This is a genomic window from Solirhodobacter olei, from assembly GCF_004010155.1.
GTDB classification, from domain to species: Bacteria; Pseudomonadota; Alphaproteobacteria; order Rhodobacterales; family Rhodobacteraceae; genus Solirhodobacter; species Solirhodobacter olei.
On the sequence record NZ_RRYH01000074.1, the window covers coordinates 1 to 321 of the forward strand.

At 67.3% G+C, this 321-nt stretch carries 1 protein-coding gene; it reads right to left on the reverse strand.

All coding sequences use genetic code 11. The features are described from left to right. Positions 1–321, reverse strand: a 321-nt coding sequence (locus EIP85_RS22440) for a VOC family protein (RefSeq protein WP_164871871.1), incomplete at both ends; no start/stop codon positions are given.

The window sequence follows — 321 nt, forward strand, 5'->3', positions numbered from 1 at the left end:
GTCGTTGAAGTAAATCGAATCCATGAAGCCCCGGTCCTTTACCCCGGTGTTCTCGATCCCGCGCTCGCCCAAGCGGGTGACGGCCTGCGAGAAGGTCGCCCGGCTGACGTTGAACGCGATGTGATGGACGCAGCCGGGTTCGGTCGGGGTGCGGCGCGGGTCGGGGCGGCGGGCCTCGTTGGTGAAGACGGTGATGAGGCGGCCGTCGCCGGGGTCGAAGTAGAGGTGGCTTTCCTCCGGGCGGTCGAGGTTGGGCTGCTCGAACACGAAGGGCATGCCGAGGAGGCCCTCCCAGAAGTCGATCGAGGTCTGCCGGTCGGC